This window comes from Pedobacter sp. (assembly GCF_046462515.1).
Lineage (GTDB): Bacteria > Bacteroidota > Bacteroidia > Sphingobacteriales > Sphingobacteriaceae > Pedobacter.
This window is the reverse complement of the sequence record NZ_JBKGVD010000004.1, coordinates 224367-249822: the sequence shown is the minus strand read 5'-3', so window position 1 is coordinate 249822 and position 25456 is coordinate 224367. Positions and strand designations below refer to the sequence as shown.

Sequence of the window (25456 nt, the reverse complement as noted above, 5' to 3'; positions counted from 1 at the left end):
AAATTAAGGGTAAAGTAGTTTTATATGAATAGAAGTGCCCTGATTAATAGTAGAATTGATGTTTAAGGTACCTTGTACCATTTCCACGCGTTTACGTATGGAGCTTAAACCTAAGCCATTGTATCCGGTCCTGTTAACATCAAAGCCAATACCATCATCTGTTATGGTTATATCAAGGTGGTTCTCTATTAATTGTATGTTTACGGTTATATGATTTGCATTTGAGTGCTTAATGATATTATTAAAGACTTCTTGTACTAGTCTTAAAAGAATCAGATCTTTTTTAGGAGAAGCAAAATTAATCTCTAAAAGCTGGTTATGGATAGTTAACAGATAGCGACCAGTTTTTTCTATATGATTAAATTCTTGCTGTAAGGCGGAGCCTAAGCCCATCATCAATATGTTTTCGGCCTGCATTAATTTTGCCAATGCTCTGAGTTCCCTAATAGAATCATTAACCAATTCTATTGAGTTGTTTATTTTTTGTTTAGCTTTTTCTGTATGTTCAATATTGATGGAATTTAGGTTTAGTGCCGTTAAACTAAGCAGCTGACCTATATTGTCATGTAGATCAGCTGCTATGGTTTGCATGGTTTGTTCCTGTACCTCTATACGGGTTTTTAAAACTTCTGCTTCAAATTTCTGGTTGAGTGTTATCTTTTCTTCTTCGTGAACTCTTTTCTTGCGTAAATACTCTTTAATATAAATAAGCAGAAAAACCGGTGCAATTAAAAATACACAAGTGGCTAATATGATGATGTTAACAATTTCTGATGGCGAGAACTGCATATAAATGAATAAGACCAAATACCATAAAGTAGAGCGTTTAAAGTTAGCATAATATAGACTAAAATTTCATACGCAAAAGGTTTATTGGTAAAAATTACGTTCATGAATAAGTTATATACCGTACTGCCGAAATAGAAAAATAACACGGCTGCCACCCACCAAAAGCCAAAACTGTTTCTTATGGATATGATTTTGTCACTTTTCATCAGGTTATAATAGTAGTATAAACATAGAAACACAATTATTACGGATGCTACCATGATTGGAGTGGTGTGGAATTTAAAAACACCACGAGTAAATACGTCATATAGATATATAGCTATAAAAACAAGATAAGTGATGATATACAGTGGCCTGGCATTCTTTTTAAATGGTTTTATAAAATGGTATAATCCAAAACTTATATACAGAACCTCAAATAAGATATATATGTTAAAAATCCAGATATTGGATTTTCTTGTATACATTGTCCATAAAAAACCAGAAGTTTCCGTAATGCATACCAGACCTAAATATAACTTTGTATAAAGGGCAAATTTTTCATTATTGCCTTTTAAAAAGTATAATGCTGTAACAAAACATATAAATTCAAAAAGAATATTTAATGCAGAAATCATTCAATATGGCAAAGGGGCTTATTTTCTTCAGTGTAAATTTCACTATCGCAATCACAATCTTTATTAGGAGGGCATAAAGTTCCTCTGTTTTGAGGTGACATTTTTATAACATCATCATTGTTAAACAATTTATCTTCAGAAAAATAATCGATATGCTTTTCAGGTATATCAATGTCTTTACGTGTTGATACAAATACTACAGTATTTCTATTGGCGTATTCAGGGCATTCAGCCGGAGGATTTTCACCATAATTGGCAAAATAAATACGTACTCCATCTGTTTCTTTACCTGGACTTATGGCAGCGCTTGTTCTATGTTCTTCATTTAATCTGGCTACCATTTCATTGAGTTGTTCTAAACTAAACCAAACAGCTATTGTATTGGCATAATTGCCTTTAACATTTCTTTCCTGTTTAGTAAGGAAATTGTTTACCATCATTTTGGCCTCGTCAAATGGTATTCCGTCGGCGGTTAATCTCTTCATTGTTTTAAGTAATAATTAGTGGTTTTAAATATATATAAAGATTTGCTAAAAGTGCCTAAAGGATATAATGCATACAAGGGTTTAATTGCTGTATGCAATACCGTAAAAATACCTTTTTGCTTAAGGTGTTTTGTTGAAAAACGTTCATTCTTTTAAGTGATAGCTTTGTTAAGCTAAAAGGATAATAAGGTTTATATTAAAATTATAGGCTACTTATTGGTTAAAGCTGTATGTATTTCTAACTAAAAGTATATGTATAAAAATATTCATCTATCTGTGGAAGAAAGTACAAAAGTACTAAAGAGCAGCAGCCCGTTAAATGTTAGCTGGTCGGCATATAAACTAGAAACCGGTTGTAACGAACCCGAGTTGAATGTTTACATTGCAGATAAGCAAAAAGCCACTATTAGCCTGGAAGTTGAAATAGAAGAACTGACCTTTTACATTAAACGCTTCAAAGATATTGTCAATGAAAATATTGAACTGAAAAGGTGCACGAGTAAATTCAATACCTTAACAAAAATGGAAAAATTAGTGCTCTCATATTTACTACAGGGATATAGCTCTCGTAAAATTGCCGATCAGTTATTTTTATCTTATCACACTATTTTTACCCATAGAAAGAACCTGAGACAGAAATTAAAGTATAATTCGTTGGCAGAAATTATGCATTATAAGATTTTTTTCTCTTAACCTGTGTTAAACATTAGTTGGTTGTGCAAAAAAAGAGGCTGGTATTTACTTACCAGCCTCTTCGCTTTTATTGTCTTGCAGGCGCCGGTTTAGGCATTTCCTTACGAGGTATTTTCTGTGCTCTTTCTGATGTATGATAAACAAAAGATGCTACAATTGTTGCCGATTTTTTAAGATCATCCTCAACTAAACGGTCATAAGTATCTTGGTTTGAGTGGTGGGTACGGGTGTTGTAATCCATAGGATCCTGAATAAACTGGAAACCAGGTAATCCAACTGCATCAAAAGCTAAGTGATCTGTACCACCAGTATTGCCAATTGTTATGGTTTTTGCACCCAAGTCTTCAAACGGATTTAACCAAGATTGAAAAATATCCTTAACAGCAGCATTCCCTTGTAAATATATTCCTCTAATAGTACCTGTTCCGTTATCTAAATTATAGTAAGCGCTTAGTTTTTCATGCTCAGGTTTTACAGTCATAGTTGCGGGATCTGCAAAGTGTTGTTTAACATATCCTCTTGAACCAAATAAGCCTTGTTCCTCAGAGCTCCATAACGCAATTCTGATAGTACGCTTAGGTTTAAAATCAATTGCTTTTAAAATACGCATAGCTTCAATCATTACAGTAGAACCGGCAGCATTATCAGTGGCGCCAGTACCTGCATGCCACGAATCAAAGTGGCCACCTATCATTACGATCTCACTTTTCAATTTAGGGTCTGTACCTGGAATTTCACCAACTACGTTATAACCTTTAGGATCTTCATTATAGAAAGAAGTTTTTACATCAGCTTCTATTTCCACTTTTTCTCCACCACGTAATAATCTTAAAACATGTAAGTAATCCTCAGCAGAGATTTCAAGTTCAGGAGAAACAGGTTTGGCATCTAAAGCATACGATGCACCGTTGCTGGTAAAAAATGTACCGTAGCTACCTCGTGCGTAAGTTAAAATTAGACCTACATTTTCTTGCAGTAACATTTCATTGATGGCAGCTCTGTTCTGACGCATTCTCATCATCATGGCCATTTGGTTATTTCCTGATCTCTGAGGACGGTTTCCCTGCCCTTCGGTAGCTGGTTGCTGAGCAGCCATTTCGGCTAATTTCTCGTCTGTGTAACGTACTACATCAGGAGTATAAGAATTTTTTAAAGGCTGTATTGCAACAGACTCGATCATAACAATTTTGCCAGCCAGTTTACCTTTATATTTGTTTAGATCAGTTACCGTATCAGCTTTGATTAAGATAACTTCTGATTTGATAGGGCCATTTGTACCTGGTGTCCATGCTTTAGGGTAACCAATAATAGGACGGTAAAAAGGCTTAGTGGTAGCAGCATAATATTTGTCAACCTGCCATCCTTTACCAAAATCTCCCCATGCCTCTAAATGCACATTTTTTAGGCCAATTTCATTGAAATATTTTACAGCCCAGTCTTGTGCTCTTTTTAAGCCCGGCGAATTAGACAAGCGCGGACCTGCAACATCTGTGATCTTATAAGCAATTTCCATTGCTTTTGATTTTTCTAACCCTTCTGTTCTGATCTTCTGAACAGCAGCGTTGTTCACAGGCTCTTGCGCCAAAGCAGCAAAACAAGCAGCAAAAGCCAGTGTGGTGGTAGTCGTAAATTTTTTGAACATATAATTAGTTTTTGGTTTTAGCTAATTCAGCTAATTTAATTTTAATGTGAATTTACATTTTATGTATGCTTGTTTTAACTATCTATTCAGAATTTTACAGTTTTTATGATGTAGTAAATAACGTATCATTTAACTTTAAGAAAAACCATGTTATGAAGAGTATAAAAATATCAATCATACTACTTACATTTTTTGCCTTTATTTTTAATGCAAAGGGACAAACTATTCAAAATAAAGATACTAAGATCGTACAAATGGTTGAGGAAGTGTCTAACCAGAATCTGGAGGGTTTAGTGAGAAAGCTGGTGTCTTTCAATACCCGTCATACACTGAGCGATACTTTGAACAAAACAACAGGTATAGGGGCTGCCCGAAATTGGATCAAAACCGAGTTTGAGCGATATGCTAAAAATAGCGGAGGAAGATTAAAGGTTAATTTTGACAGTTTCTTACAGCCCGCAGATGGAAGACGTGTGAATCAGGAAACGGTACTAAAAAATGTAATAGCTGTTTTACCGGGGACGGATACAACGGATAAGCGTCTGATCATGATTTCGGGCCATTATGACTCGAGAGTTACCGATGTAATGAATACTAAAGACTTTGCTCCCGGTGCAAATGACGATGCATCAGGAGTGGCAGCGGTTTTAGAAAGCTGCCGTGTTTTGAGTAAATACCAGTTTAATGCAACCTTGGTTTTTATTGCTTTTGTAGGCGAAGAACAAGGATTATATGGTGCTACACATTTGGCCAAAAAAGCAAAAGATGAAGGGTGGAAAGTTCATCTTCTGTTGAACAACGATATTGTAGGTAATTCTTACGGCTCTGAAACCAATATAAGGGATAACAGGAGTGTAAGGATCTTTAGTGAGGGTGTATCACCGGCAGAGACCAAAGAACAGGCTGCATTGAGATATTCTACTGGTTATGATAATGATGGTACAGCAAGACAAGCGGCCAGATATATTAAAGAAATAGCCGAACGTTATGTAGATCAGTTAGACGTAAAACTGATTTACAGAAGAGATAGGTTTTTGCGTGGAGGAGATCATACTCCTTTTTCTGCACAAGGCTTTACTGCTGTAAGGATTACTGAAATGAATGAGGATTTTGATAAACAACACCAGAATGTGAGGGTTGAAAACGGAAAGCAATACGGAGATCTACCTGAATTTTTGGATTATATTTATTTGCAGAAAGTTACACGTTTAAACTTATCTGCAATGGCAAATCTGGCCTTGTCTGTACAGGAGCCTGAAAATGTGAAAATCATAACAGGTGGTTTAACCAACAAAACCCATTTAAAATGGGATAAACCTAAAGGGAAAGAGCCTTTTGGATATTATGTGTTAATGAGAGAAACCACAAGCCCTGTTTGGGAAAGAAAAATATTTGTGAAGGATAATGAAGCCTTACTAGGTTATTCTAAAGATAATTATCTGTTTGGTGTTCAAAGCGTAGATAATGGGGGGCACGAGAGCCTTATTATTATACCTAAACCTGCAAACAAGTAATTCTGCAGATTTAGGTACATAGAAATTATTTTATATTCTTTTTGGTTAAGATGAAATAACCGATAATAAATAGCAATACACCATAAGCTATACTGATGTAAATATCACTACTGAATATCTGGAAATCTTCAGGGTTGCTGCCTTTGGGTTTTGTTGAACGCAATGTAATTGTAGGTATGGCATATGCAACATATTGTGCGTATTTCCATTGTACGTTAGCTGTAATTATACCCATAATGGTACCTACAAAACCAATGCCCATTGGCTTTAAAAAATCTGACCAGATCAAGCTTAAAATAAACTGGATAGACAATATACCTAATGATGAAAAGAAAAGCCGGGTGTAATACTTAAAAAGAATAGTATCTGGGTTGTAATCTTTAAAGGTGTATTTAGGTACCAAAGCCTGTAATAAATAACCCGATAAATAAGTGATCCCAAAGAACAGGAGCAAGCAAATAAAAATTAGCAGAACCGCATAAGCATATTTGGCTGCATAAATCGAAAATTTGTTTAAAGGTTGAGAAAACAGGGTTTTCCAGGTATCATTCTTATGCTCAATGTTATTAATAGAGAAAGCCATAAAGATTACATAAAAAGGTAAGATCAGCAAACCCATAATGTTCAATGAAGCACCGCTAAACTGAGCCCATAATATCATGCCTGGATAGTTAAATTTTAAGATTTTTTCGGCATTAAAATAAAAACCTAATGTAATAGAACCACAAATTAAGACGGGAAGTATAATGGCGGCCCAAAAAGCTAAAGTCTTGCGTGATTTATAAAACTCAGAAAGAAGTGCGATGTAAAACTGCTTCATAAAGGGTTAATTTTTTGAGGTGATATCTAAAAATAAATTCTCTAGATCTTTATTCTCTGTTCCTATTCCATAAACATCTATGCCGTTGGTAACAAGTAAGGCATTAATTTGAGCAATATTTGTTTTGTCTTGGTAATTAAGATAAATGCTGCTGGCATCTCTACGTAAGATCTCAATACCTTTTTGTGCTAAAAACTGGGCAGAAAGATCATTATCATTGGTCTCTATTTTAAGAGCGGCTTTATTAAGTTTCCTTAGCTCACTCACTTCTCCCTGAAAAAGTAACGCTCCTTTATTGATGATACCAATATGGGTGGCTGTTTTCTCAATCTCTGCAAGTAAATGGCTAGATACTAGAATAGTTTTCTGATGCTTTTCGGCCAGTTCTATCATCAGATTTCTGATCTCAATAATTCCGTTAGGATCTAATCCATTAGTGGGTTCATCTAACAGCAGCAAATCCGGATCTGATAATAATGCCAAGGCAATGCCTAAGCGTTGTTTCATACCTAAAGAGTATTTTCCGGCTTTTTTATTTGCTGCATCACTTAGCCCCACAAGTTTTAAGAGCTCATCACATTTTGATTTGTGAATACCCAAAAGCAACGCTCTGTTTCGTAAATTCTCTTTACCGGTTAAATGTCCGTAAATAGCCGGTTGCTCTACAAGAGAACCCATTTTTTGTAGGCACTCTATACGGTGGGTATTGATGTCTTTGCCAAAAATAAATACCGTATCCTTAGGTGTGCGTAACAGGTTAAGCAAAATTTTTATAGTGGTAGTTTTACCTGCACCATTTGGACCTAAAAATCCATAAATACTTCCTTTAGGTACATTTAAGTTTAAGTCTTTAATAATGACCTGATTGCCAAAATTGTAATTGAGGTCAACGGTTTGTATGGCAAAATTGTTCATTATTTTAAAAGAGATGAAGCTATTTTAACAACTATTTTTGCGGGCGTATTTGTTTTTACGACTATATCAGTATCCTGATTATCGTTTGCAGAATTTAAGGTGATGCCTAAAAGCATAACCATAATTACCGGAAATAACAGTAATAAAAAAGGCGAAACGTTTGATAATCTTTTCATGGCTTTATTTGCTTTGGTAAAAATTGTTTTTGTTTTACATAACAAAGAGAATAATTAAAAAAACGTTGCAAAAATGTTTTAGACCAAGCGTAAAATATTATAGATAAATGCCCATTATTGGTACTTTTACAAGTAATTGAATGGTATAGGCTTTTGGTAGAAGAAAAATGCCAGTTGGTCGAAAGCATGAGAGAAAATATATGTTAAAAGATTAGTTTAGTAAGCCTTCAATCTTATATATCATGACAGATAATAGCAAAGCATCGATTGTATTGAACTGTATTTATTGGGGAATTATATCTCTTATTATTGCGGTACTTATATTTTCTTCACCAAAAGATCACTCGGTTAAAGATTATCTGATCAGTATAGGTATATATGGATTATTGAACATATCAATGTTCTACATCAATTATATCTATTTGATGCCGGAACTAATTATCAAGCGCAAACGCTACTGGGTTTATTTTATCTGTTTTGTGGTGTTGCTGGGTATAGTTACTCTCATTAAAGCTGTGGTTGCAGTACTTAACCCTGAAGAAATACTGCAATATACTAGACAAGGCAAAACCGAAACTTTATCTATTACTACTTATGTAATTAATTGCATATTTAGCGGAGGTTTCTTCTTGGTGTCTTCCTGTATCATCAAATTTGCTACAGACTGGTTTTCTAATATGCGTATCAGACGTAATCTAGAAACAGAAAAAAAAGATATGGAGCTGCAGTTTTTAAAATCTCAGTTAAACCCACATTTTCTTTTCAACTCTTTAAATAATATTTACTCACTGGCTTACCAGAAATCTGATAAAACAGCAGATGCAATTCTCAAACTTTCAGAAATTATGAGGTATATGATTTATGAAAGTAACGATAGCTGGGTAAGTTTAAATAAAGAAGTGGAGTATGTACAAAGCTTTGTTGATCTGCAAAGACTGCGTTTTAAAGACGGGGCAGCTGTAGAAGTTACCATACATGGCGAAATTGACGGACAAAAGATCGTGCCTTTAATCCTGATTTCTTTTGTTGAAAATGCCTTTAAACACGGGGTAGCAAATGACCATACTGACCCGATAAGAATAAATATTGTTGCTAATCAAAAAATTCTTCATTTTAGCGTAACCAATAAAAAAAGCAAAGCCAATAAGGACGCTATAGGAGGGGTTGGCTTAAATAACGTAGAGCGTAGGCTACAATTGTTATATCCTGACAGGTATAAGCTAAATATTGTAAATACGGCTACACATTACACAACAGAACTTATGCTTGATCTATGATTTTAAAATGCATTGCGGTTGATGATGAGCCTTTGGCGCTCGATATTTTAGAGGACTATATTTCTAAAGTACCTTTTTTAAAACTGGTAAAGCGTACTGAAAATGCTATTGAAGCATTACAGGTCGTAAATGAAGGTGGTATAGACCTGGTTTTTTTAGATATTCAAATGCCTGAACTTACAGGTATACAGTTTTTAAAGATCGCAGGTAATAAAGCTGATTATATTCTAACGACAGCCTATTCGCAATACGCCTTAGAAAGCTACGACTTAAATGTGGCTGATTATTTATTAAAACCGATTGCTTTTGATCGTTTTTATAAAGCAGTAGAAAAGGTGCGTAACCTGCGGGAAAAACTAGAGAACAATGGGGGTTCAAAACCTATAGAACAACAGATTGCTCCGATAGTAGGCCAGGTAAATACACCTTCTGCCAATGCGGTTCAGGATTATATTTTTGTTAAAACCGAACATAAAATCCAGAAAATAGAATTAGAAGACATACTATATATAGAAGGGTTAAAAGATTATATCTCTATTTTTACAAAAAGCGAGCGTATAATTACTTTGCAAAGCATGAAAAAGATGGAAGAAACTTTGCCCAAGAGCAATTTTATGCGTGTGCATAAGTCTTATATTATTGCCTTAGATAAGATTGAAAGTATTGAGCGCAGCCGAATCTGTATTGCATCAAAAATTATCCCGATAGGGGATACTTACAGAGATGAGTTCTTTAAACATATTGACGGTAAAAATATTTAAGATTCAGCTCTGCTAATATTAACAACTGCGGCAGGGCTGATTTAATTGTTCTCTTATTGCATTTTCTGTCTCTAAAACAATTTCATCTGTGGTTTTTCCTTCACGCTCAACAGGAGGTAACACCGTCCACTTCAAATTAAGCAATGTATTTAAAGGGTAAGAACCATATTGTACAATTTTCCAAGAATTTTCAATAGCAACGGGCACAATTAAAGCATTGGGCGTAGTTTTTAAAAGCGTAGCGATACCACCTACCTGAAAAGGTTTTATTTTTCCATCTCTCGCACGTGTTCCTTCGGCAAAAATAACCGTACTCCAGTTGTTTTCTTTTAAGCGGCGGCCCAATTTAATGATTTCTCCGATGGCCTGCTTACTGTCTTTACGGTCAATATTGGCCCCGCCTCCATATTTAAGGTTAAATGAAATAGATGGAATTCCTTTTGTTAGCTCTATTTTAGAAATAAACTTAGGTTGAAACTTGCGTAAAAACCAGATTAGCGCAGGTATATCATACATGCTCTGGTGATTAGCCACAAAGATGATAGGCTGGTTTACAGGTAAATTCTGTTCATTCTTGAAGCTGATACTATTTAGCAAGAATAGATTACAATAAGTAAGACAGAAATTTAAATAGTCAACAGATTTTTTGTGCGCTTTATAGCCAAATATTTTATAGCACATCCATTGTACAGGGTGAAATACGCCTAAAAAAAGTCCAAATAACAGGTAAAAAACAGGAGTTAAAATAAAGCCTAGTATCTTATTCATAATTTGTCAGATTAAATTAAACCTTGCTGCATCAATAAGCGGGTTTTTAAGATAGCAGCCACGCTCATACTATCGGTTATTTCATTGTTGAGTACCATTTGGTAAGCTTGCTCAAAAGGAATTTTTTTAACTTGCAGGTCTTCCGTTTCTTCGGGCTCTGCTATGCCCTGGGTAAGATTTTGTGCAATGTAGATAATAGCACTTTCGTTGCTTACAGAATTTGATAAATGCATACGTTGTATTTCTGTAAACTGCTGGGCATGCAGTCCAGTTTCTTCCAATAATTCTCTTTTGGCACTTTCTATTGGGTCAGTATCTAAAGGACCTCCGCCTTCGGGGATTTCCCAGCTATATGCATTTAGAGGGAATCTGTACTGACCTACCAGCCAGGTGTTGTAATCTTTATCTAAAGGTAAAATACCAATTGCAATATTTTTAAAGTGAACAACGCCATAAATACCTTCATTACCAGCGGGGTTTATAACCTCATATTCGGTAAGGCTAATCCAATTGTTTTGGTATATGTTTTTACTGCCCAATGTTTGCCAAGGGTTATTATTGCTCATGGCCGCAAGATACATAAAAGCTTTTACAGCTACATAATATTAGCTTTTGAATGCTTATCTTTTAGGAGGAGGTATATCAACCTTATTGGTTTTTATTCTGGTAAAACGCCATGTTAAAGAAAAGGTAACATTGTTACTATTGCTCACTCCGTAACTTTGAGAATAAAAATTGAGACCTTCGCTGTAAGTACTTGTATGACCAGCTCTGAAAGGATCATTGGCACTGATACGAGCAATCAGATTATTTCTTAAGAAAGATTTACGTAACCCGAAACTTGTATTTACAGAACCTTTGTTACGTCCCTGGGCGTTTACGCTATTGTTATAGCTTAAGCTTGCTTCAAAAGCTGTTTTATAAGGTAATTGTGCAGAAAACCCTATTCTTGATCTGATGCTGATCCCTTCTTTGTTCAGGCTGTTGTTAATGTCTGATTGATACTTGCTTCTGAACAGTCCAAAACTACCATTAGCAGAGAGGGTTTTTGTGGGCCTGTAATTACCGATCAACATTAAAGACATATTATTGTTTGATCCCACATTATCAAAAGTACTTTCTGAAACTCCGTTAGATTTTACAAAACGGTAACGTTCTATTACACCTTTAGCTATTGAATAAGATAAACGGGGTGTAAAAGACCAGTTTTTACCAAATACACCAAAGGTAATATCTACCTGATGGGTAAATGAAGGATTAAGATGAGGATTTCCGTAAGAAATATTCAATGTGTCTGCGTTGTTGATCTGTGGGTTTAAGGTATTTTCACGAGGTCGGTTAATACGTACACTATAACTTAAACCAATATTGTAACGTTTTCTAAAGTATCTGTTTAATGATAAAGAAGGGAAAAAACTAAAATAAGGATCTACATTGTAAGTTTGTCCGGTTGACAGATCGAAGTTAACATTGGTATATTCTGAGCGTAGGGCAGCCTTTGCAGACCACCCGTTTTTACGGTAGTTGTATGAACCATAAGCGGCTAGTATATTTTCGTTATAAAAGAACTGATTACTTAGCTTTATGTTAGTATTATACTGTTGTGTCTTAAAATTGTAATCTTCTACAAGCTGGTTATTATCATTTTTACGATAGTTATAAGCTATACCAAATTCTAAGCGATCTCTCTTGTTAAATACAGGTTTGTCATAATCGAGATTGAAATTAATATTGCGATTGCCTATTTCGTTATTATTTTGCTGTAAAGTAGGATTTAAGTTAGCAGGAAAGGCATAAGACCGATGAAAACTCCGTAAAGAATTGTTGCTGTTTGTACCTACTGTAATACCTGCGCTTAATTTACTGCCAACAGTATCTAATTTAAAGTTATAATCTGTATTGAATACAAAGTTATTGCTATTGGTATTGCCAGTGTTTATCTGGTTGCGCAAACGCTTGGTAATATTTTCTTCACTGATATAGTAAAAATCATTTCCCGATTCGTTATCGCCATTATTAAGATTAAAGCTTGCGGTAACCCTTAAGTTCTGCTGTTTGGTAATATCCCAGTCTAAAGATGTTCTGAAGTTTCCACCATCGCTTTTTGAATTGGCCTGATTAAACTGGTTGTAATAAAAGGTTGTATCGGGAAAAAAATTAGTGCGATAGCTCTCACTATTACTTTTGCCTACATTTTTACGGTAAGCACCTCCTAATGAAAGATTGTAGTTTTGCCCTTTGTATGATGCATTGGCATTGACATTGGTGTTGCCCTGTAAACCTGCAGAAATACCAATGTTGCCATTAAAACCCACTTTAAAGCCTTTTTTCATTACAATGTTAATGATCCCTTCGCCATCAGCAGAATATTTAGCTGGCGGATTAGTCATCACTTCAATCTTTTCTATAGCATCAGAAGGCAGCACATTTAAAAGATCGGCTATATTGGAAGTCATATAATCAGAGGGCTTGCCATCTATAAAAACTCTGGTACTTCGTTTACCCGCTATGGTTGCATTACCGTCTATATCTACCTGAACCATGGGTACTTCTTTTAACAAGTCTGTGGCTGTGCTACCCTCGGCAAGTATACTTGAACCTACGTTATAAGTAATCACATCTGCTCCTATTTCTATAACAGGCTTATCTTGTGTAATCACTACTTCGTTTAAGTTATTCTGACCGGAAGCTAATTTCAACAATCCCAAATTCTTATCAGGATTAGCTGCTATAATGGCAATTTCATTAATGATTAAAGGAGTGTAGCTTACATAACTTACCTTCAATTTATAGGTTCCTGGTTTAAGATTGGTAAATTTAAAAAGACCGTTTTCATCGGTCTGAAAAGTAAATAGCGGCTGCTCAGCATTATTTTCTGAAATAGCCACTACAGCAAAGGGAATGGGAAGCCCGCCCTCCTGTTCAACTACTTTGCCTCTTATAATGCCATTATTGGTGTTCTGTGCAAAAGAATATAGGTGTAATGTAAGTATAAAAATGCAGCAGCAGATAATTCTTTTCATTACACCTAATATATAATTTTAGAAGCTTTCTTCATCAGGTCTCGACTGATTTTCTTCAGGCCTCTTGTTTTTCTTTAAACTGAAGTCTGATTTTCCAAATCGGTAAGATAAGGTAAGGCTACCCATTGTACCAGACCAGCTACGGCTAAAGTCTGTAACAGATGCAGGATTTACAGTTTGCATTTCGAATTTACGAGTATTTAAAACGTTTCTTATATTAAGGCTTAAACTTGCTTTCTTATTGTAGAAATCCATTTTAGCACCTGCATCGAGGCCGTACATGGCTTTCATGGTACCCTGTGCCATTACTTCTTTTGAACGGTAATCGCCTCTTACCTGAAGAGTAATACTATATGGCAAAGTAAAATTGTTGGTTAAGTTGGCATTGTAACTAAAGCCACTATTATCAATGGTGCCTAATGCCGGAATACCTTTAATATTACGCTGGTACATATTTACGTTTGCTGTAAAATTCCAGTTTTTAACCAGATCAAATTTACCAATAAGCTCAACACCACTGTTTTTGGCATTGGTTAAGTTCTGAGGTATGGTTAGTGTAACGCCGTTGGCGTCAGGCTCGGATTTTAAACGTTGGATTACATCATTGGTCTGGCGGAAGTATGCGGTAGATACCAACGACCATTTCTTAAAAAACTTGCTGTAACTTAACTCAAAAGCGTGTACATCTTCTGGTTTTAAATTTACATTACCCATACGGTGGTTTAATGGGTCTGATACGTCAATAAACGGGTTGGTATCCCATCCGCGTGGGCGATTAACCCTACGGCTATAGCTTAACTGTAACTGTTGATCGTTTTTAAATTTTTGGGTTAAATAAACACTTGGGTATAAACGGCTGTAAGCAACTTTACCGGGAGTGTAACCAATGTTATGATTAATATCGTACTTCCCCATTTCAGTATCTAAAGTAGCATCTTCTCCACGTAACCCGATCTGGTAACCAAAATTATTGATCTGGTTTTGGTAGTTTAGATAAATAGCATGTACTTGATCAGTACTGTTAAAATCATTACTTAATGTGCGGCTAAACTCATAAACATTGTTGATCAGTGAATCTGCAATAGTTGAGCTCGTAGATTTACGCACTTGACTTCTAAAACCAGCTTCTATACGCCCTTTTTCTTTTAAAGGTAAAACATAATCAATTTGTGCGTTGTAATTATTGTTATCGCCTAAGCGTGTAGTACGTTGTAATGAAGCCGGTTGATTAGGAGTTGGCAAACCACCTTGAAAATATTTTGAAGTATTGTAAACTTGATAAGTATTGTTGTTGCCTGTTGAATAGTTTAGGTTTACAGATAGTTCTTCACCTTGTTTTTTAAATTTCTGGACAAAATCCAGATTAGCATCATAGCTGTTGCCTTTACGGTTTTCGGCATTTACGCGATTGCTTAGGTTAACAGGCGCATTGTTAATGTCATATTCATTAATGCTCAGGTTATTATCTTCTTCGCTATTACGGCTATTAATACCTCCTGACAGACTAATTACACTTTTAGGCGCTAAGTAATAATCAAGCCCTACTTTTGCATTATGACCTTTGTTCAGATCTGATGATGAAGTTAACTGGTTAGCAAGACTTATGCTGTTGATTGCATTTTTATAAAAGATATTGTTGTAACCACCGCCAGGTCTGTTTCCATAGCGGTAACCATAGTTTCCGTATAAATTGACTTTTTTATTCTGGAAGCTAATATTGGTACTGGCATTATAATTATCCTTGTTTCCTGCGGTTAATGCCACACTACCATTAAAGCCAAGTTTTTTATTCTTTTTTAAGACAATATTAATGATGCCCGTTTGCCCTTCTGCATCGTATTTAGCCGAAGGATTGGTAATTACTTCAATGGTTTCGATAGAACTTGCAGGGATAGAAGCCAAAATCTGGGCTACATCTCCACCTGCTATTAACGATTGTTTACCATCAATTAAAACCCTTGCATTTGATCCACGTAATGAAACGTTTCCGTTCATATCGGTTTGTACTGAAGGAACATTTTGTAATACTTCTGTTGCGGATCCGCCTTCACTTACGATACTTTGATCAACAGAAAAAACTTTTTTATCAATACCCAACTGCATGGTTGGTTTAGAAGTTGTTACGGTTACTTCATTTAAGATATTACCTTTGCCGGTTTTCATTTTAATGGTGCCCAGTTTCACTTCTTTCTGGGTGGCATTAATGGCAACAGAATCGCGTACCATGGTTTGGTAGCCAATCATACTTACTTTAAAAGTATAATTTCCATATGCTAAGTTAGGTACTTCAAAGTTTCCGTCTAAATCACTTTGTACAACTCTGATTGTAGCTTTGGTTTTTTTGTTTAAAACCGTAGCCGATGCAAAAGGTAAAGTTTCGCCAGTTTCTGCATCTACAACTTTACCTGTAATTTTTCCAACATTGTTTTGCGCATGAGTTTTTACAAAAACTATACTAAAAACAACAAATAATAAAAGAACTTTGCACTTAATCCTATTCATTTATAATTCAGTTTTATTTGTGAGCCCCAAATCTCGCTAATTAAAACCTTAAAGTGAGGGCAGTAACCATATTATTACACCATAGTTATGATAGAATACCGTAATATTTTTGATAAAGAAGCTTTAACTTATGAAGCATACAGAAAGCTGGTAGATGACCTTTTAGCTGAAGGAAAAACAACAGGAGAAGACCATAGCGAGGCCATGTTGCATTATAGTAAAATGAATGTGCAGCGTATGAACCGTGTTGAAAAAACAACTGTTTTAAATGAAGAGCTAACCGAAGCCCTGGCGCAATTAAAAGAATCATACGATCTTTTGGTTATTACCGAGGGCTGGTGCGGAGATGCAGCTCAGATCGTGCCCGTAATTTATAAAATGGCAGCAGTATCTAATGGAAAATTGTCTTTAAAACTTGTGCTCAGAGATCAAAATTTACCTTTGATAGATGCGCACCTAACCAATGGAGGAAGAGCCATTCCTGTATTATTGATACTGGATAAAGAAGGAAATTTAGTGTTACCTAAATGGGGCCCAAGACCGGTTGCATTACAAGACCTGATGGGCGAATGGAAAAAAGAAGGTGTGGTAATGCCTGAACTGGCAGAAAAACTGCATGGCTGGTATGCTAAAGATAAAACACAGCATACGCAGAAAGAATTAGCGGCATTGATTAAGCAATTATCCTAATCTTATGTAAATGTTCTTGTAAGCTTATAAATAAGCTTACAAGAACATAGCTTTTCAGATAGTTCTTAATTTTTGTAAAATATCTGCGGTTTTTAACTTTTGCTGTTCTCCGCTTCGCATATCTTTTAAGGTTAACAAACCATTGCTTATCTCCTCATCCCCAATTAAGATTACATAAGGGATATTTTTAGCATCGGCATAGCTCATCTGTTTTTTTAGCTTGGCAGATGTAGGGTAAAGCTCGGTGGCTATACCAGCGGTTCTTAATTCCTGTAAAATAGGTAAAGCATACAGTTCGGCTTTTTCATCAAAGTTACTGATCAGTACTTTGGTGCCTTGCATGGTTTCTGTAGGAAATAAGTTTAGTTCTTCCAGTACGTCATAAATGCGGTCTGCACCAAAAGAAATGCCTACGCCTGTAAGATCTTTTAAACCGAACATACCTGTAAGGTCATCATAACGGCCACCACCCCCAATGCTGCCCATGGCAACTTCATTGGTTTTTACCTCAAAAATGCAACCTGTATAATAATTTAATCCGCGGGCTAGGGTAATATCTAATTCCAGATTTGAAAGCTGAGACTTAAGATTTGATATATAATTGAAAACAGTTTCAATCTCTTCAATTCCTTTTAAGCCAATTGTAGAGCTTTCTAGTACGGTTTTTAAACTATTTAATTTCTCTGTGTTTGAACCTTGTAATAAGATTACCGGTTTTAGTTTTTCAATATCGGCCTCCGTAAAACCTCGCTCTAACAGTTCTTTGCTTACACCATCTAAACCGATCTTATCTAACTTATCGATGGCTACGGTCATATCCACAATCAGTTCTGGTTTACCGATTATTTCGGCAATACCCGATAAAATTTTGCGGTTATTGATCTTGATCGTAAAATCTTTTAAGCCCAGATTACTTAAAGCTTCCTGGTAGATCAGCACAAACTCGGCTTCATTTAACAGAGAAGAAGAACCAACCACATCGGCATCACACTGGTAAAATTCGCGGTAACGACCTTTTTGTGGCCTATCTGCACGCCATACAGGTTGTACCTGAAAACGTTTGAACGGAAAAGTAATTTCGTTCTGGTGCATTACCACATAGCGGGCAAAAGGAACGGTTAAATCATAGCGAAGCGCTTTTTCAGAAATCTTTGAGATAGCTTTCTGTGAATCGCGGCTGTTTAAAATTTGCTCTTCAACTTTAGCTAAATAATCACCAGAATTAAGGATCTTAAAAATCAGTTTATCACCCTCGTCACCATATTTACCCGTAAGGGTTTGCAGGTTTTCCATGCTCGGGGTCTGGATTTCGGCATAACCATATTTTCTGAAAACAGTTTTAATGGTATCGAAAATATAATTGCGTTTTACCATCTCCTGCGGGGTAAAATCTCTTGTGCCTTTTGGTAAGCTCGGTTTTGTTACTGACATGGGGCAAAAGTAATTAATTAAGGCGAAAGGTAAAAGAGAGGAGAGTTAGCTCTTACATAGTTAAATTTATTTGGCTTTAAAAAGAAAAGGCTTCCAAAAATTGGAAGCCTTTATATGGTTTTGTTCTTTAAAATCAGGATATTATGCTAATAGTCTAATAGGTTCTTCTAATAATCCTTTTAAGGTTTGTAAGAAAGCAGCACCTGTGGCACCATCAACCACTCGATGATCGCAGCCTAAAGTTAATTTCATTACATTACCCGGTACAACAGCACCATTTTTAACTACTGGTACTTGTTGTATGGCACCTACTGATAAAATAGCCCCATCAGGAGAGTTAATAATAGATGTAAACTCATCTATACCAAACATACCTAAATTAGATACGGTAAAGGTAGAGCCTTCCCAATCTGCAGGCTGTAATTTTTTAGCTTTTGCTTTTTGTCCAAATTCTTTAACCTCAGCAGAAATGTGAGATAATGATTTACCATCTGCAAAACGTACAACAGGAACTAATAAACCATCTTCAACAGCAATGGCCACACCAATGTTGGTATGCTCGTTGAAACGGATTTTATCGCCCTGCCATGATGAATTAACCGCTGGATGCTGTTTTAATGCTACTGCCACAGCTTTAATTACAATATCGTTAAAAGATACTTTAACAGGAGCAACTGCATTGATCTGGGTACGTGCAGCCATAGCATTGTCCATATCAACACTAATGGTTAAATAGAAATGTGGAGCAGTAAATAAACTTTCGGCTAAACGTTTAGCAATTGTTTTGCGCATTTGTGTAACCGGTTTCTCAGTATATCTTTCTTCGCCAACATAAGTTGGAATAAGCGGAGCCGCCGCAGTTTTCTCTATTGAAGCGGTACTTGGATCTACTTTGGAAGGTGCTGAAGGTGTAAAGTTCTCTACATCTTTTTTGATGATACGGCCACCTTCTGCACTACCCGCAACTTGTGCTAAATCAATGCCTTTTTCCTGTGCAATTTTCTTTGCTAAAGGAGAAGCAATGATACGTCCGCCGTTAGCATTGTTTACCGCAGCAGGAGCAGCAGTTTCTTTCGGAGCTTCAGCTTTAGCACTTTCAGCAGGTATACTTTCTGATTTCTTAGCCGGAGCATCGCCTTGTGCTAAAATACCAGATACGTCTGTTCCTTCAGGTCCAACAATGGCAATAATACCATTTACTTTTGCAGCCTGTCCTTTTTCAACGCCAATGTGCAATAAAGTGCCTGTAGCATAACCCATTACTTCCATTGTGGCTTTATCTGTTTCTACATCTGCAAGTACATCATCGTCTTTTACTTTATCACCAACTTTTTTATGCCATTCGGCAATTACGCCTTCGGTCATGGTATCACTTAACAAAGGCATACGGATTACGGTAATACCCTTTGCAGCTAGTTCTTCTTCGCTTAAACCGCCGCCCTGTGTAGGAGCAGTTTCAGTTTTAATTTCTTCTTTTGATGCTGTTGTTTCAGCAGCAGGAGCAGCAGAATCCTGTTCGGCAGCTAAAGCAGCTTTATAATCTTCGCCTTCTTTACCAATTACGGCAATAATTGCATCAACCGGAACAGCTTTGCCTTCTTCTACACCAATATAAAGTAATGTGCCATCCCAATATGATTCCATATCCATGGTTGCCTTATCGGTCTCTACTTCGGCAAGCACATCTCCACTTTTTACCTTGTCGCCAACTTTTTTGTGCCACTTCGCCATAACTCCTTCGGTCATGGTGTCGCTCATTTTAGGCATTCTAATAATATCAGCCATTTATATTTATATTTTAAATGATGGTCTAAACTAAATTAATCTTTAACAAACGGATAGTCCTGTTGAACGTAAATGTCGGTGAATAATTCTTCCGGTTGAGGCCAAGGAGATTCTTCAGCAAATTTTACAGCTTCATCAACTGTTGCTTTTACTTTTTCCTCAACTTCTGTAATCCATGCTTCATCAGCATATTTTTCTTTTAAGATGATTTCTCTAACGTGTTCAATAGGATCTTTGGCTTTATATTCTTCTAATTCTTCCTTAGTACGGTATTTAGCAGGGTCTGACATTGAGTGACCTCTGTAACGATAGGTTCTCATTTCTAAGAAAGTAGGCCCTTCACCGGCACGAGCACGTTGTATAGCCTCATCCATAGCATTGTGTACAGCTACAGGATCCATACCGTCAACCGGTGCGCATGGCATATCAAAACCTAAACCTATTTTAAAGATATCGATCATGTTTGTTGTACGTTGCACTGAAGTACCCATAGCATAACCATTGTTCTCGCAAACAAAAACAACCGGTAATTTCCATAACATAGCCATATTGAACGCTTCGTTCAGAGCTCCCTGACGTACAGCGCCATCGCCCATATAGCAAATGTTTACATTGTTAGTTCCTTTATATTTTTCGGCAAAAGCAATACCGGCACCTAATGGGATCTGTCCACCTACAATACCGTGACCGCCGAAGAAATTATGTTCTTTACTGAAAATGTGCATAGATCCACCTTTGCCTTTAGAGCAACCGGTGGCTTTGCCGTACATTTCGGCCATGATACTTTTTGCATCCATGCCTAAAGCAAGGCCGTGGGCATGATCGCGATATGAAGTAACCATTGAGTCGCCTTTTTGCATTGCAGAAATTGCACCAGCAACTACTGCTTCCTGCCCTATGTAAAGGTGACAAAATCCACGAATTTTCTGCTGTCCGTAAAGTTGTCCGGTCTTTTCCTCGAATTTACGCATTAGCAACATCGACTCGAACCACTTCAAATAAGTATCTTTATTTATTTCTACTGCACTCATTTTAAGATATTAGTTTTGTTTATCAAGGAGCAAATCTAACTTTTTTTCTTTTATTTTTTGATATAAGCCACTGCAAAAACAACATTAAATAGTGTATGGTTCACACTCTGTTTTTGCGTTTGAAAGACAAATAGGCTTTAAATACATGATAATTAACGATGCCGGCAAATTAAATTTTGCGCTGTGCATAATTAACCTAATATGTAGTGGTTGTTGTTTTTAAGTGTTTGTGAATAAAATATTACAATGAGAAATGCCTGCTAAAATGTTTAAAAACGTTAAAATGTTTAAAACTTTTGCAATAGCTGTTAATATATTTGGATTAAGTTTGTGAAAGTTCTATTTTTGCTCACCAAACAATAAGCCTCTGAGGTTTGCGTTAAGTGTAAGTGTTGTTTACCCAAACTTAATTGTATAATGATTAAAAAGTTTTTGTGTTCTACTTTAATTGCCCTTTTTGTTTGCTCAGCAAGTTTTGCACAAACTAAACCAAAAGAAACTAAAGTTGAAGATCCAGACAATCTGGCATCGCAGTATTTCTCTCAAGTAATGGGAGTAGCAGTAGATGCAACTTCGAATTTAAAACTTTATAAGTTTATTTATGAGTGGATTGGTACACCTTACCGTTATGCAGGGAATACCAAAAAAGGAATAGACTGTTCTGCTTTTGCTAAAGCTATTTACGATAAAGTTTTTAATACCAATATTCTGCGTAATTCAAGAGATATTTTTAGCATGGTAAATCCATTGTCTAAAGATGAATTGAAAGAGGGAGATCTGGTATTCTTTAAAATTAAAAGTAAAAGCATATCTCATATAGGTGTTTATTTAGGTGATAACAGATTTGCCCATGCTTCTAGTACAAGAGGTGTGGTAATCAGTAATCTGAATGAGCCATATTACAGTCGCTATTTTTACAAGGGCGGACGTATTATTGAGCCGGGAGATAAGAACTTTGTAGAGGAATAGCAATCAAATCATTGTAGATTTTACAAAAAAGATATATAATCCTCCTATTTTTAGGGGGATTTTTTTATGAGATAAAATGAGGAAATTCTTTTACCTACTTAATTTATCGCTGGTGTTGTTGTTTGGCCTGATGAGCTGTCAGAGTAAAACGGTTGAAGCAAAACAGCAAGTACACACCGATACGATTCCATTAAAAAGAATAAAAGACACGCTTACTATTACAGCGGTAGGCGATGTGATGATTGGATCTGCTTTCCCAAATACAAAACTTTTGCCTCCTAACGATGGTAAAGATAGTTTTAATGCAGTAGATAGTCTTTTAAAAGGCGATATCGTTTTTGGTAACCTTGAAGGTTGCTTTTTGAACAGTGGGAATTCTGATAAATGTAAAGGCATTAATCCCAATAATTGTTATGCTTTTAGAATGCCTGAGCGTTACGCCGGGATCATAAAATCTGCCGGTTTTAATGTAATGAGTGTAGCCAATAACCACGTTGGCGATTTTAATGCAAAAGGTAGAAAGAATACTGCACGTGTTTTAGATTCGTTGCAGATTAAATATGCAGGACAGTTGCAAAAACCATTTGATCTTTTTACAATTGATAGTGTTACTTATGCTTTTTGCGCTTTTGCTCCTAATGAAAATACAGTGTCAATTCTAAAAATAGATAGTGCCAAGGCTTTAGTTGCTCAGCTTAAAGCTAAAGCAGACATTGTTATTGTATCTTTTCATGGTGGAGGCGAAGGAGCCAATTACCAGCGTGTGACCCGTAAAACTGAAACCTTTTTTGGCGAGAACAGAGGAAATGTTTATGCATTCGCCCATTCAGTTATAGATGCAGGGGCTGATGTGGTTTTGGGGCATGGACCTCATGTAACCCGTGCAATAGAAGTTTATAAAAATAAATTTATTGCTTATAGTCTGGGCAATTTTTGTACCTATGGCATGTTCAGCTTAAAAGGTCCTAATGGAATAGCTCCTCTATTGCAACTCAGAATTAATGCTAAGGGCGATTTTCTTTATGCAGATATTATATCTGTAAAGCAGGATAAACAAAATGGTTTAACTTTAGATCGAGATTTTGGGGCATTTAAGAAAATTCAAAGCCTTACTGCATTAGATTTTCCTGAGAACCAATTGTTGTTTGATGAACAAAAACAACGCATTAGTTTAAAATAACATTATCGTTAACTATTGAAATGAAATCAAACCTTCTGCTTCATTATATCATTATGGTATCTGCTCTTATGGTAGTACTTGCTGCTTTATTCAAGATTTATCAAGACAGTGCCAATGCGAAATTTTTGATGCTTACTATTGCAGGCTGTTTATTGGTTGCGGTAGGACAGATTCTGATCATTAGACAAAAGAAAAGTAAAAAATAAGGGTGTTCAATTTGAACACCCTCTTTTATAAAGTTATTTAAATCTGCTTACCAAACACCCAATCTGTTTTCAGGGCTAAGGTACATTTTAGCAGTAGGTTTAACATCAAAAGCTTTATAGAAAGACTCCATGTTGTAAACTGCGCCATTAACCCTGTATTCTTCAGGTGAGTGAGGGTCGGTTTTTAATCTTACTCTCATCAGCTCATCTCTGGTTTTAATGCGCCATACCTGTGCAAAACCTAAGAAAAAGCGCTGATCAGGGCTGAATCCATCAATTTTGGTATTATCTTCTTTACCTTGTTTAGTTAGCTTAAACGCGTCATATGCTATAGCTAATCCACCTATATCTGCTAAGTTTTCGCCTAAAGTTAAACTGCCGTTTACGTGTTGATTGTCTAATAAAGTAAAGCTGTTGTACTTAGCTACAACTTTATCGGCCTTTTGCTGAAATTTGTCTGCATCGGCTTTTGTCCACCAGTCTTTCATATTTCCAGCGGCATCATATTGCCTGCCCTGGTCGTCAAAACCGTGAGTCATCTCGTGACCTATTACTGCACCAATGGCACCATAATTTACAGCATCATCAGCATTGGCATAGAAGAAAGGAGGTTGTAAGATACCGGCAGGGAATACAATCTCATTATAAGTAGGATTATAGTACGCATTTACAGTAGGAGGCGTCATTTCCCACTCTGTTTTATCAACGTTTTTACCTATTTTTTCCAATTCTTCTTTAATAGCATGGGCTTTTGTACTCATTACATTTTCAAAATAATTGTTTTTTGTAATGGTTACATCGCTATAGTTTTTCCATTTGGCTGGGTAGCCTATCTTTTTAAGGAAAATATTTAATTTCTCTGTAGCCTTGGTTTTTGTTTCGGCACTCATCCAGTCCAGTTTCTCAATTCTTTTAGCAAAAACTTTTTGCAGGTTATTTACCAATTCATCCATTCTGCTTTTGGCTTCAGGTGTAAAGTATTTCTCTACATAAAGCTGTCCAAGAGGATCGCTAAGTTTACTGTCTATCTGGTTAATTACACGTTTCCAGCGTTCAGATTGCTTTTTCTGTCCGCTAAAGATTTTACTGAAATTAAAAGAAGCATCTGCAAAGTTACGACTCAAGTAGCGGGCATTACCCGAAATGTAATCGAATTTAAGTTTGGTTTTCCAGGCATCAACCGGCTGGCTGCTCAATAGAGCATTTAGTGCTTTAAAGTAATCTGGCTGAGCAACGTTTACGCTGTCCATTTTTACATTTAAGGCTTTAAAGTGCTCCTGAAGGTTAACAACTGGCATAAGCTGAGCAAATTCTGCAACGCTCATCTTGTTGTAATTCTTTTGAGGATTGCGTAACTCTACCGGTGTACGATGTGATTTGGCTAACTGCGTTTCTAAAGCTAATAAGGTATTAGCTTCTTGAGCTGCTTTGGCAGCATCAAGCCCAGTAAAAGAAAACATCTGTTTTGCATAATTTATAAGACCTTCTCGTGCAGCTTTAGAAGCACTGTCTGTAGCAAAATAATATTCTTTTTCAGGTAATGAAGTTCCTGACTGCGAAAATGAGGCTATGTTTTTTGTGCTGTTTTTCTCATCAGCTCCTACATAAAAACTGATTAGATTCTGATCACTGGTTTTAGACAGTTCATTGATAACGGTTAACAGTTCCTGTGGCGTTTTAACTGCATCTATTTTAGCTAAAGTGGCCTGAAGAGGGGTCGCGCCCAATTTTTCTATAGTTACAGTATCCATTGCACTGGCATAATAATCTGCAACTTTTTGCTTAATGGTACCTTTAGCAGCATTTTCTTTTTCGGCATCTTCTACAATGCCTTTAAGTTTTTTTAAATTATCTTCATATAAAATATAAAAACTGCCCCATCCGCTTTGATCGTCTGGTATCTTGGCAGATTTTACCCATTTTCCATTAGCATATTCAAAGAAATTATCACCTGGACTTACTGATTTATCCATACCTAAGGTATCTATAAATGGTCCCTGTTGCTCGTTGTTGTTTTGTTTGCTCTGGCAGGCGATCATCAGCGTTAAACCCACCAAAGGTAAACCAAGTTTTATTTTCATAATGTTAATATAAGTTAGTTCATAAATACAATTTACGATAAAAATGTTTGAAATGGTGTTTAGTCACAGAAATATTTAAGTACATTGTTAACGAAATACTG

At 36.1% G+C, this 25456-nt stretch carries 22 protein-coding genes; 8 read left to right on the top strand and 14 right to left on the bottom strand.

What is annotated here, in order from left to right:
* Positions 1–3: 3 nt before the first annotated feature.
* Together ACLHG9_RS04600 and ACLHG9_RS04595 are read right to left on the bottom strand one after the other, a co-directional pair.
* Positions 4–789, bottom strand: a complete 786-nt coding sequence (locus ACLHG9_RS04600) for a sensor histidine kinase (RefSeq protein ID WP_410220348.1) — start codon at positions 787–789, stop codon at positions 4–6.
* Positions 790–1402: 613 nt separating this feature from the next.
* Positions 1403–1891: a hypothetical protein gene (locus tag ACLHG9_RS04595; RefSeq protein ID WP_410220347.1), complete on the bottom strand. Its 489-nt coding sequence runs from the start codon at positions 1889–1891 to the stop codon at positions 1403–1405.
* Positions 1892–2143: 252 nt separating this feature from the next.
* Between ACLHG9_RS04595 and ACLHG9_RS04590 the strand changes: the two genes are divergently transcribed.
* Positions 2144–2584 carry a response regulator transcription factor gene (locus ACLHG9_RS04590; protein ID WP_410220346.1) on the top strand — a complete coding sequence of 147 codons (441 nt, stop codon included), beginning with the start codon at positions 2144–2146 and terminating at the stop codon, positions 2582–2584.
* A gap of 67 nt (positions 2585–2651) precedes the next feature.
* Here ACLHG9_RS04590 and ACLHG9_RS04585 read toward each other — a convergent pair whose 3' ends face one another.
* Complete coding sequence (locus ACLHG9_RS04585) at positions 2652–4226, bottom strand: M28 family metallopeptidase (protein ID WP_410220345.1); 1575 nt, start codon at positions 4224–4226, stop codon at positions 2652–2654.
* A 152-nt stretch (positions 4227–4378) separates the two neighbouring features.
* Here ACLHG9_RS04585 and ACLHG9_RS04580 point away from each other — a divergent pair, with 152 nt between their 5' ends.
* Positions 4379–5740 carry a M20/M25/M40 family metallo-hydrolase gene (locus ACLHG9_RS04580; protein WP_410220344.1) on the top strand — a complete coding sequence of 454 codons (1362 nt, stop codon included), beginning with the start codon at positions 4379–4381 and terminating at the stop codon, positions 5738–5740.
* Between the two features lie 25 nt (positions 5741–5765).
* On the opposite strand, the gene ACLHG9_RS04575 is transcribed toward ACLHG9_RS04580, so the two are convergent.
* The 3 genes from ACLHG9_RS04575 to ACLHG9_RS04565 are packed head-to-tail and all read right to left on the bottom strand — an operon-like array spanning position 5766 to position 7651.
* Positions 5766–6560, bottom strand: coding sequence for an ABC transporter permease (locus ACLHG9_RS04575; RefSeq protein ID WP_410220343.1), 795 nt, complete (start codon positions 6558–6560; stop codon positions 5766–5768).
* 6 nt (positions 6561–6566) lie between these two features.
* Entirely contained in the window at positions 6567–7475 is a 909-nt protein-coding gene (locus ACLHG9_RS04570; RefSeq protein WP_410220342.1) for an ATP-binding cassette domain-containing protein, read from the bottom strand.
* Positions 7475–7651, bottom strand: coding sequence for a hypothetical protein (locus ACLHG9_RS04565; protein WP_410220341.1), 177 nt, complete (start codon positions 7649–7651; stop codon positions 7475–7477). Before ACLHG9_RS04565 ends, ACLHG9_RS04570 begins: the two co-directional genes overlap by 1 nt.
* 242 nt (positions 7652–7893) lie before the next feature.
* Here ACLHG9_RS04565 and ACLHG9_RS04560 point away from each other — a divergent pair, with 242 nt between their 5' ends.
* Both ACLHG9_RS04560 and ACLHG9_RS04555 read left to right on the top strand, forming a co-directional pair.
* The gene (locus tag ACLHG9_RS04560) at positions 7894–8928 is read left to right on the top strand and encodes a sensor histidine kinase (RefSeq protein WP_410220340.1); all 1035 of its coding nucleotides are present in this window, start codon (positions 7894–7896) and stop codon (positions 8926–8928) included.
* The gene (locus ACLHG9_RS04555; RefSeq protein ID WP_410220339.1) at positions 8925–9689 is read left to right on the top strand and encodes a LytR/AlgR family response regulator transcription factor; all 765 of its coding nucleotides are present in this window, start codon (positions 8925–8927) and stop codon (positions 9687–9689) included. Before ACLHG9_RS04560 ends, ACLHG9_RS04555 begins: the two co-directional genes overlap by 4 nt.
* An 18-nt stretch (positions 9690–9707) precedes the next feature.
* On the opposite strand, the gene ACLHG9_RS04550 is transcribed toward ACLHG9_RS04555, so the two are convergent.
* Genes ACLHG9_RS04550 through ACLHG9_RS04535 form a run of 4 tightly spaced genes read right to left on the bottom strand, consistent with a single transcriptional unit; the run spans position 9708 to position 15982 of the window.
* A complete protein-coding gene (locus ACLHG9_RS04550; protein ID WP_410220338.1) occupies positions 9708–10457 on the bottom strand; it encodes a lysophospholipid acyltransferase family protein in 750 nt (249 codons plus the stop codon).
* 11 nt (positions 10458–10468) lie between these two features.
* Positions 10469–11023 carry an NUDIX domain-containing protein gene (locus ACLHG9_RS04545; RefSeq protein ID WP_410220337.1) on the bottom strand — a complete coding sequence of 185 codons (555 nt, stop codon included), beginning with the start codon at positions 11021–11023 and terminating at the stop codon, positions 10469–10471.
* A gap of 54 nt (positions 11024–11077) precedes the next feature.
* Positions 11078–13480 carry an outer membrane beta-barrel protein gene (locus tag ACLHG9_RS04540; protein WP_410220336.1) on the bottom strand — a complete coding sequence of 801 codons (2403 nt, stop codon included), beginning with the start codon at positions 13478–13480 and terminating at the stop codon, positions 11078–11080.
* An 18-nt stretch (positions 13481–13498) separates the two neighbouring features.
* Positions 13499–15982: a TonB-dependent receptor domain-containing protein gene (locus ACLHG9_RS04535; RefSeq protein WP_410220335.1), complete on the bottom strand. Its 2484-nt coding sequence runs from the start codon at positions 15980–15982 to the stop codon at positions 13499–13501.
* A gap of 87 nt (positions 15983–16069) precedes the next feature.
* On the opposite strand from ACLHG9_RS04535, the gene ACLHG9_RS04530 reads away from it, so the two are divergent.
* On the top strand, positions 16070–16672 hold the full coding sequence (locus ACLHG9_RS04530) for a thioredoxin family protein (RefSeq protein ID WP_410220334.1): 603 nt from the start codon (positions 16070–16072) through the stop codon (positions 16670–16672).
* A 54-nt stretch (positions 16673–16726) separates the two neighbouring features.
* Here the strand turns inward: ACLHG9_RS04530 and hisS are convergent, their stop codons facing one another.
* The 3 genes from hisS to pdhA all read right to left on the bottom strand — a co-directional run bounded on the left by hisS (position 16727) and on the right by pdhA (position 20919).
* Positions 16727–18103 (bottom strand): histidine--tRNA ligase, encoded by a 1377-nt coding sequence (gene hisS / locus ACLHG9_RS04525; protein ID WP_410220333.1) that lies wholly within the window; start codon positions 18101–18103, stop codon positions 16727–16729.
* A 141-nt stretch (positions 18104–18244) separates the two neighbouring features.
* Complete coding sequence (locus ACLHG9_RS04520; protein ID WP_410220332.1) at positions 18245–19888, bottom strand: 2-oxo acid dehydrogenase subunit E2; 1644 nt, start codon at positions 19886–19888, stop codon at positions 18245–18247.
* A 35-nt stretch (positions 19889–19923) separates the two neighbouring features.
* A complete protein-coding gene (gene pdhA / locus ACLHG9_RS04515) occupies positions 19924–20919 on the bottom strand; it encodes a pyruvate dehydrogenase (acetyl-transferring) E1 component subunit alpha (RefSeq protein ID WP_410220331.1) in 996 nt (331 codons plus the stop codon).
* 417 nt (positions 20920–21336) lie between these two features.
* Here pdhA and ACLHG9_RS04510 point away from each other — a divergent pair, with 417 nt between their 5' ends.
* From ACLHG9_RS04510 to ACLHG9_RS04500, 3 genes are all read left to right on the top strand, one after another.
* Positions 21337–21888 carry a C40 family peptidase gene (locus tag ACLHG9_RS04510; RefSeq protein ID WP_243360137.1) on the top strand — a complete coding sequence of 184 codons (552 nt, stop codon included), beginning with the start codon at positions 21337–21339 and terminating at the stop codon, positions 21886–21888.
* Positions 21889–21964: 76 nt separating this feature from the next.
* Entirely contained in the window at positions 21965–23068 is a 1104-nt protein-coding gene (locus ACLHG9_RS04505; protein WP_410220330.1) for a CapA family protein, read from the top strand.
* 20 nt (positions 23069–23088) lie between these two features.
* Entirely contained in the window at positions 23089–23274 is a 186-nt protein-coding gene (locus ACLHG9_RS04500) for a hypothetical protein (RefSeq protein WP_410220329.1), read from the top strand.
* Between the two features lie 47 nt (positions 23275–23321).
* Here ACLHG9_RS04500 and ACLHG9_RS04495 read toward each other — a convergent pair whose 3' ends face one another.
* A complete protein-coding gene (locus tag ACLHG9_RS04495) occupies positions 23322–25355 on the bottom strand; it encodes a M13 family metallopeptidase (RefSeq protein ID WP_410220328.1) in 2034 nt (677 codons plus the stop codon).
* Between the last annotated feature and the right edge of the window lie 101 nt (positions 25356–25456).